This is a genomic window from Klebsiella sp. 141240 (assembly GCF_050600805.1).
Lineage (GTDB): Bacteria > Pseudomonadota > Gammaproteobacteria > Enterobacterales > Enterobacteriaceae > Klebsiella > Klebsiella aerogenes.
Map to the genome: position 1 here is coordinate 1 of NZ_JAQIRK010000041.1, position 3,740 is coordinate 3,740.

4 protein-coding genes are annotated in these 3,740 nt (G+C 62.1%); 3 read left to right on the plus strand and 1 reads right to left on the minus strand.

Annotation, left to right across the window (positions count from 1 at the left end; translation table 11 throughout):
* The first annotated feature begins 163 nt into the window (after positions 1-163).
* From PGQ95_RS26115 to mphR(A), 3 genes are read left to right on the plus strand one after another with little or no spacing between them, the layout of a single operon-like run.
* Positions 164-1,069, plus strand: a complete 906-nt coding sequence (locus PGQ95_RS26115; protein WP_000219391.1) for an Mph(A) family macrolide 2'-phosphotransferase — start codon at positions 164-166, stop codon at positions 1,067-1,069.
* The gene (gene mrx(A) / locus PGQ95_RS26120) at positions 1,066-2,304 is read left to right on the plus strand and encodes a macrolide resistance MFS transporter Mrx(A) (RefSeq protein WP_000004159.1); all 1,239 of its coding nucleotides are present in this window, start codon (positions 1,066-1,068) and stop codon (positions 2,302-2,304) included. Before PGQ95_RS26115 ends, mrx(A) begins: the two co-directional genes overlap by 4 nt.
* Positions 2,304-2,888, plus strand: coding sequence for a macrolide-binding transcriptional repressor MphR(A) (mphR(A), locus tag PGQ95_RS26125; protein WP_001137892.1), 585 nt, complete (start codon positions 2,304-2,306; stop codon positions 2,886-2,888). The genes mrx(A) and mphR(A) overlap by 1 nt, the downstream gene beginning before the upstream one ends.
* A 492-nt stretch (positions 2,889-3,380) precedes the next feature.
* On the opposite strand, the gene PGQ95_RS26130 is transcribed toward mphR(A), so the two are convergent.
* Positions 3,381-3,740: DDE-type integrase/transposase/recombinase (locus tag PGQ95_RS26130; RefSeq protein WP_430919860.1), on the minus strand; the 360-nt coding region annotated here is incomplete at its 5' end.

Here is a 3,740-nt window from a genome sequence, read left to right on the forward strand (position 1 = left end):
CTGGGCGAAATGCGCCTGGTAAGCAGAGTTTTTGAAATGTAAGGCCTTTGAATAAGACAAAAGGCTGCCTCATCGCTAACTTTGCAACAGTGCCGGATTGAATATAACCGACGTGACTGTTACATTTAGGTGGCTAAACCCGTCAAGCCCTCAGGAGTGAATCATGACCGTAGTCACGACCGCCGATACCTCCCAACTGTACGCACTTGCAGCCCGACATGGGCTCAAGCTCCATGGCCCGCTGACTGTCAATGAGCTTGGGCTCGACTATAGGATCGTGATCGCCACCGTCGACGATGGACGTCGGTGGGTGCTGCGCATCCCGCGCCGAGCCGAGGTAAGCGCGAAGGTCGAACCAGAGGCGCGGGTGCTGGCAATGCTCAAGAATCGCCTGCCGTTCGCGGTGCCGGACTGGCGCGTGGCCAACGCCGAGCTCGTTGCCTATCCCATGCTCGAAGACTCGACTGCGATGGTCATCCAGCCTGGTTCGTCCACGCCCGACTGGGTCGTGCCGCAGGACTCGGAGGTCTTCGCGGAGAGCTTCGCGACCGCGCTCGCCGCCCTGCATGCCGTCCCCATTTCCGCCGCCGTGGATGCGGGGATGCTCATCCGTACACCGACGCAGGCCCGTCAGAAGGTGGCCGACGACGTTGACCGCGTCCGACGCGAGTTCGTGGTGAACGACAAGCGCCTCCACCGGTGGCAGCGCTGGCTCGACGACGATTCGTCGTGGCCAGATTTCTCCGTGGTGGTGCATGGCGATCTCTACGTGGGCCATGTGCTCATCGACAACACGGAGCGCGTCAGCGGGATGATCGACTGGAGCGAGGCCCGCGTTGATGACCCTGCCATCGACATGGCCGCGCACCTTATGGTCTTTGGTGAAGAGGGGCTCGCGAAGCTCCTCCTCACGTATGAAGCGGCCGGTGGCCGGGTGTGGCCGCGGCTCGCCCACCACATCGCGGAGCGCCTTGCGTTCGGGGCGGTCACCTACGCACTCTTCGCCCTCGACTCGGGTAACGAAGAGTACCTCGCTGCGGCGAAGGCGCAGCTCGCCGCAGCGGAATGAGCGAACGTCGATATAGCCCGCTCGCGACGCTGTTCGCGGCGACCTTTCTCTTCCGGATCGGCAACGCGGTGGCGGCCCTCGCGCTTCCATGGTTCGTCCTGTCTCATACAAAGAGCGCGGCCTGGGCGGGCGCCACGGCCGCTAGCAGCGTCATCGCGACCATCATCGGCGCGTGGGTTGGTGGTGGCCTCGTCGATCGGTTCGGGCGCGCGCCCGTCGCATTGATCTCGGGTGTGGTGGGCGGCGTGGCCATGGCGAGCATCCCACTGCTCGATGCCGTTGGCGCCCTCTCGAACACTGGGCTGATCGCTTGCGTGGTGCTCGGTGCTGCGTTCGACGCACCCGGTATGGCCGCGCAGGACAGTGAGCTGCCCAAACTCGGCCACGTCGCCGGGCTCTCCGTTGAGCGCGTCTCGTCACTGAAAGCGGTGATCGGGAACGTCGCGATTCTAGGTGGCCCGGCCCTTGGGGGGGCCGCAATCGGCCTGCTTGGCGCTGCGCCAACGCTCGGGCTGACGGCGTTCTGCTCCGTCCTTGCAGGTCTGCTCGGCGCGTGGGTGCTTCCCGCGCGTGCCGCTCGGACGATGACCACGACGGCGACTCTCTCCATGCGCGCCGGCGTCGCTTTTCTCTGGAGCGAACCCCTGCTGCGCCCTCTCTTTGGTATAGTGATGATCTTCGTGGGCATCGTTGGCGCCAACGGCAGCGTCATCATGCCTGCGCTGTTTGTAGATGCAGGACGCCAAGTAGCAGAGCTCGGGCTGTTCTCCTCAATGATGGGGGCTGGTGGTCTCCTTGGCATTGCCATTCATGCGTCGGTCGGCGCCCGGATATCAGCGCAGAACTGGCTGGCGGTGGCATTTTGTGGCTCTGCGGTGGGCTCGCTTCTGCTTTCACAGTTGCCAGGCGTGCCGGTGCTGATGTTGTTGGGCGCGCTCGTGGGACTGCTGACCGGCTCAGTCTCTCCCATTCTCAACGCTGCCATCTACAACCGCACGCCGCCAGAACTTCTCGGCCGGGTACTCGGCACGGTCTCGGCGGTGATGCTGTCAGCCTCGCCCATGGTTATGCTTGCGGCCGGCGCGTTTGTCGACCTTGCTGGTCCGCTCCCTGGCCTCGTTGTATCGGCCGTGTTTGCGGGGCTCGTGGCTCTACTCTCGCTCCGTCTTCAATTTGCTACAATGGCGGCGGCAGCCACAGCCTCCGCCCCAACCCATACAGAAGGTGAACACTGATGCCCCGCCCCAAGCTCAAGTCCGATGACGAGGTACTCGAGGCCGCCACCGTAGTGCTGAAGCGTTGCGGTCCCATAGAGTTCACGCTCAGCGGAGTAGCAAAGGAGGTGGGGCTCTCCCGCGCAGCGTTAATCCAGCGCTTCACCAACCGCGATACGCTGCTGGTGAGGATGATGGAGCGCGGCGTCGAGCAGGTGCGGCATTACCTGAATGCGATACCGATAGGCGCAGGGCCGCAAGGGCTCTGGGAATTTTTGCAGGTGCTCGTTCGGAGCATGAACACTCGCAACGACTTCTCGGTGAACTATCTCATCTCCTGGTACGAGCTCCAGGTGCCGGAGCTACGCACGCTTGCGATCCAGCGGAACCGCGCGGTGGTGGAGGGGATCCGCAAGCGACTGCCCCCAGGTGCTCCTGCGGCAGCTGAGTTGCTCCTGCACTCGGTCATCGCTGGCGCGACGATGCAGTGGGCCGTCGATCCGGATGGTGAGCTAGCTGATCATGTGCTGGCTCAGATCGCTGCCATCCTGTGTTTAATGTTTCCCGAACACGACGATTTCCAACTCCTCCAGGCACATGCGTAAACGGAGGTGTGCAGAGTCCCTGCGGCAGGCGACGAACACGACCGTCGTCGATTAGTACCGGTACGGTCGGTGGTATCGAAGTCTTGATCACCACTCAGGTCTACGGCTTACAAATGGTGACCATCCCGATACTTGCGTCAGAGCACCGGGCCGATTCTTTGACAGTGAATCACTCCCGTAAGGTTGTGCCGGTGTGGGTGTCCCGGGTCGAGACGATACTCCGCCAATGCGCCCAGCAAACAACCTGGCCATCGCAGGTGGTGGGGAGCGGTGTGGCGGATGAGTTGGACAAGTTGGTGTAGCAGCACGAGCACGGCGAGATAACATCGCAGGAGTTCGACATGCTCAAGAGACAGCTGATTGCGAATCGCGATGCAGATTCATAACCCGATTGCGGGTTGGCTTCACTCCACCATCACCGAGCAGACTAGCACGGCGGGCTCTGTTGCAAAGATTGGCGGCAGTCAGAGGTAGGCTGTCGCTCTGCGCCGATCAGGCGGCTGCTGCGAAATGGTGGTTGAGCATGCCCATGGCCTCCGTCAGCGCCGAGGGCCCAATGCCAAAAGCTCTCTCCACAAGGCGCACCTCGCCCCTGATGCCGGGCTGCAGGCACCAGGGGCGAGCCTGTCCTTTGCGCAGGGCTCGCATGACTTCGAATCCCTTGATCGTGGCATAGGCCGTGGGGATCGATTTGAAACCGCGCACCGGCTTGATCAGTATCTTGAGCTTTCCGTGATCGGCCTCGATCACGTTATTGAGGGCACTGTTGCAAATAGTCGGTGGTGATAAACTTATCATCCCCTTTTGCTGATGGAGCTGCACATGAACCCATTCAAAGGCCGGCATTTTCAG

What these genes read in the sequence shown, in the direction of transcription:
- PGQ95_RS26115 (WP_000219391.1), top strand. Translation starts at nt 164, where the DNA reads ATGACCGTAGTCACGACCGCCGATACCTCCCAACTGTACGCACTTGCA.